Consider the following 3,865-nt stretch of genomic DNA (forward strand, 5'->3'; position numbering starts at 1 on the left):
GGAGTATATTGGTACATGAAAAAATACCAAAAGAAAAAAATCGAAGCCGAAGTATATAAAACCCCTATAGAAAGAGCTACTATTTTGATGAATACGCTAGAGGAAAAAGGACTTTGGCAAAAAGGAGAAATCAAAGAATATTATAGTGAATTGACTGATATTGCACGTAATTATATCGAAGAAGCTATAGAAATTCCTGCGATGGAAAGTACCACATCAGAATTGATTGCTGGTTTGAAAGCAGCATCTATCAAAAAGAAAATGAAACTAACGCAAGAAACTATTGAGAACTTGGAGCGTGTGTTAAAACAAGCCGATTTAGTAAAATTTGCGAAATCGAAACCAATGGAATTCGAAATAGCTGAAGATCGCAATAAAATTCAAAAAGCTATTGTGGTTTTGGATAGTGCTATTCCTGTTGAAGTCCAAGATCAAGAAGAAATGCTTTTGAACGAGATGCAAAGACAAAAACAAGTCGCACAGCAGTTAGAAAAACAACGCAAAAAACGGATTACGATTGCGATTGCTTCCGTTGCCTTTGTAATTATGGCAACCTTTCTTTTCTTTGTCGTTACTAAAGGTTTTGACTATGTGAAAGATACCATCTTAGGACATCCAACTAAGGAGTTATTAGAAGGAGAATGGATAAAAAGTGAATACGGAAATCCATCTGTAATTATTGAAACTCCAAAGGTTTTAAAGCGTTTGGATTTGACTAAATTGTTACCAAAAGAAGGTTTGGCATTGGTTAAAGAAATGCAGTCTTTTGGTTATGGAAGTTTTATAGATGACTTCTACATTATGGTTTCGACCATGAAGTACAAACAAGATACACAAATCGACTTGAAAAAAGCAGTAGAAGTTACCATTGAGTCTATTGAAGCTCAAGGTGCACAAAACATGATTGTCAAACAAGAGGATTTTGAAACTCCAGAAGGAGTAAAAGGAGTGAAAGCGTATGGTACTTTTATGACTCTCGATAAAGACACTAAAACTAGTACACAACGCTACTACGAAATATTACTTTTTGGACAAGGAGGTGGTTTACAACAAATCATGATTCTGTACAAAGAAGGTGATAAGTATGCCAATGAAATTGTAGAACGAGTACTGAGTTCTGTAGAATTAAAACAATTCAATAACTAATGGGAAACATCACATTTTTAAATCCAGAATTTTTTTGGCTGTTTCTTTTGATTCCATTTGCTATTGCTTGGCTATTTTGGAAAAGAAAACACCAATCAGCAACCTTAAAGATTAGTTCAACCCAAGGTTTTAAAGGTTCGGTTTCATTTTTAGCCAAATTAAAACCTTATTTAGGAGTCCTTCGGATACTTGCTTTAAGCTTATTAGTCGTAGCCTTAGCAAGACCACGAACTGTAGATATTAGTAATAAAACTAAAACGACTCGAGGAATTGATATTGTCATGGCGGTCGATGTTTCAGGAAGTATGCTTGCCAAAGACTTGAAGCCTAATCGAATGGAAGCGTTGAAAGAAGTGGCTGCAAATTTTGCTTCAGAGCGACCTAATGACCGTATAGGACTGGTTGTTTATGCTTCTGAAGCCTATACTAAAACACCTGTTACAAGTGATAAAGCCGTAGTTCTTGAAGCCATCAAAAGCATTAAATACGATCAAGTATTGCAAGACGGTACAGGAATAGGGATGGGGTTAGCCACTGCTGTAAACCGTTTGAAAGACAGCAAAGCCAAAAGTAAAGTGATTATTCTTTTGACGGATGGTGTGAATAATGCAGGTTTTATCGAACCAGAAACTGCTTCTGATATTGCGAAACAGTATGGGATAAAAGTCTATACAATAGGTATTGGGACCAATGGAATGGCCGAATTCCCTTATGCCGTAGCTCCAAATGGCGAGTTTTTATTCCAAATGATGAAAGTGGAAATTGATGAAAAATTGATGCAAAGTATCGCTAAAAAGACTGAAGGAAAATATTTTAGAGCAACAAGCAATAGCAAATTAGCCGAAATTTACTCCGAAATCAACAAGCTAGAAACAACCGAAATTGAAGAACTTAAGTTTTACGATTACGATGAAAAATTTAGACCTCTTGTACTATTAGCAGGATTTTTACTTTTACTGGAAGTTGGATTACGAAATACGGTTTATAAGAGTTTTATTTAAAAAAGTTAAAGGTTAGGAGTTAGAAGTTGACAGTTGGAATCAAATTGAATGCCACAGCTTTTTAATCAAAATAAAATAATAACATAGTGACCTTAGAGAAACCTTTGTGTCCTTAGTGTTTAAAAGATATGGAATTAGACGAATCAAAATATTTATACCTCTTCATCTTACTGCCTTTGGTGGTGCTTTTATTCTTGTTCAATATGTATTGGAAAAGAAAAAAACAAAAGGAGTTTGGAGACCTTGAGTCCATTAATAGACTAAGCCCTGAACGGTCAGTTTTCAAACCTGTTTTGAAATTGATTGTTATTTTGTTGGCTTTTGTAGGGTTAATTTTAGGATTAGTTAATCCAAAAATTGGCACGAAGATGGAAACGGTAAAACGTGAAGGAATTGATATTGTTTTTGCAATGGATGTTTCCAAAAGTATGCTTGCCGAAGACATTGCTCCCAATCGATTAGAGAAAAGCAAACAACTCGTTTCTCAAATTATCAATCAATTAGGGAATGACCGCATTGGGATTGTGGCGTATGCAGGAAGTGCTTTTCCGGTATTACCAATTACTACAGATTATAGTGTTGCCAAGATGTTTTTGCAAAGTATGAGTCCAGATATGGTATCATCCAAAGGAACTTCCCTTGACGATGCAATTAAATTATCGGCGACTTATTTTGATGATAAAAGTAAAACAAGTAAACTGTTGATTTTGATTTCGGATGGTGAAGATCACTCCGAAGGAGCTTTGGCTGCAGCCGAAGAAGCGAATAAACAAGGTATGCGCATTATTACCATTGGTGTTGGAACCGAAAAAGGAGCTACTATTCCGTTGAAAAGAAACGGTGTGGTTGAAAGTTACCAAAGAGATAAAAATGGTGAAGTTGTGGTTACTAAATTAAATCCTGTTAGCCTTCAGACGATTGCTAAAGCGACCAAAGGCGGTTATGTGAATGGGAATAATACCAAAGAAACGATGGAATACATCAAAAACACTTTAGATAATATTCAAAAAACCGAATTTGAAGCTACACAAATGGCTGATTTTCAATCGCAATTTCAATGGTTTTTAGGATTTGCTTTTATACTTATTTTTGCAGATGTTTTCTTATTAGAAAGAAAAACAAATTGGGTTAAAAAGCTGAATTTATTTAATGAATAAAAGACACAAAATGAATTTTTTAAAAAAATATGGCGTTCTATTTTTCCTAATCCTAACCTCTGGATTAGCGACTTTGAATGCACAAGAAAAAGATAATATCCTGCCAAAAGCTAATGAAGAATATGCTGAAAATAAATTTGTAGATGCAGAGGCCAATTACAGAATTTCAAACGCTAAATTTGCCAATAAAAAAATTGCTAATTACAATTTAGGAAATGCTATTTACAAACAAAATCAAGCTTCGGAAGCTAAGTTTGCTTACGCAAAAGCAATAGAGAAAAACAATTCAAGAACTCAGAAACACAAAGCGTATCATAATTTAGGAAACATTTTCATGAAAGAGAAGGATTATACCCAAGCGGTAGAAGCCTATAAAAATGCGTTGCGTAACAATCCTTCTGACGAAGAAACGAGATATAATTTTGCGTTAGCTAAGAAAATGTTGAAAGAAAATCCTCCTAAAAACGACGATAAAAACAAAGACAAGGATAAAGACAAGGATAAAGATAAGAAGGACGATAAAAATAAGGACAAAAAAGACGGCGATAATAAGGATAAGAA

Annotated in this window: 4 protein-coding genes; all 4 read left to right on the plus strand. The window is 34.5% G+C overall.

All coding sequences use genetic code 11. The features are described 5' to 3' along the window. The coding region (locus WBQ70_RS13140; RefSeq protein ID WP_423914994.1) for a hypothetical protein at window positions 1-1,146 on the plus strand (1,146 nt) is incomplete at its 5' end. Then, on the plus strand, window positions 1,146-2,147 hold the full coding sequence (locus WBQ70_RS13145) for a vWA domain-containing protein (protein ID WP_423914995.1): 1,002 nt from the start codon (window positions 1,146-1,148) through the stop codon (window positions 2,145-2,147). The genes WBQ70_RS13140 and WBQ70_RS13145, both read left to right, overlap by 1 nt. A gap of 128 nt (window positions 2,148-2,275) precedes the next feature. After that, entirely contained in the window at window positions 2,276-3,304 is a 1,029-nt protein-coding gene (locus WBQ70_RS13150; protein WP_423914997.1) for a VWA domain-containing protein, read from the plus strand. A 10-nt stretch (window positions 3,305-3,314) separates the two neighbouring features. Beyond that, window positions 3,315-3,865, plus strand: a 551-nt coding sequence (locus WBQ70_RS13155; RefSeq protein ID WP_423914999.1) for a tetratricopeptide repeat protein, incomplete at its 3' end; no start/stop codon positions are given.

Source organism: Flavobacterium sp. (assembly GCF_049590715.1).
In the GTDB taxonomy this organism is placed as follows: domain Bacteria; phylum Bacteroidota; class Bacteroidia; order Flavobacteriales; family Flavobacteriaceae; genus Flavobacterium.

Bases quoted from the DNA above. Each gene is read 5' to 3' on its own strand.
- WBQ70_RS13145 (WP_423914995.1), top strand. From the start codon at position 1,146: ATGGGAAACATCACATTTTTAAATCCAGAATTTTTTTGGCTGTTTCTT.
- WBQ70_RS13150 (WP_423914997.1), top strand. From the start codon at position 2,276: ATGGAATTAGACGAATCAAAATATTTATACCTCTTCATCTTACTGCCT.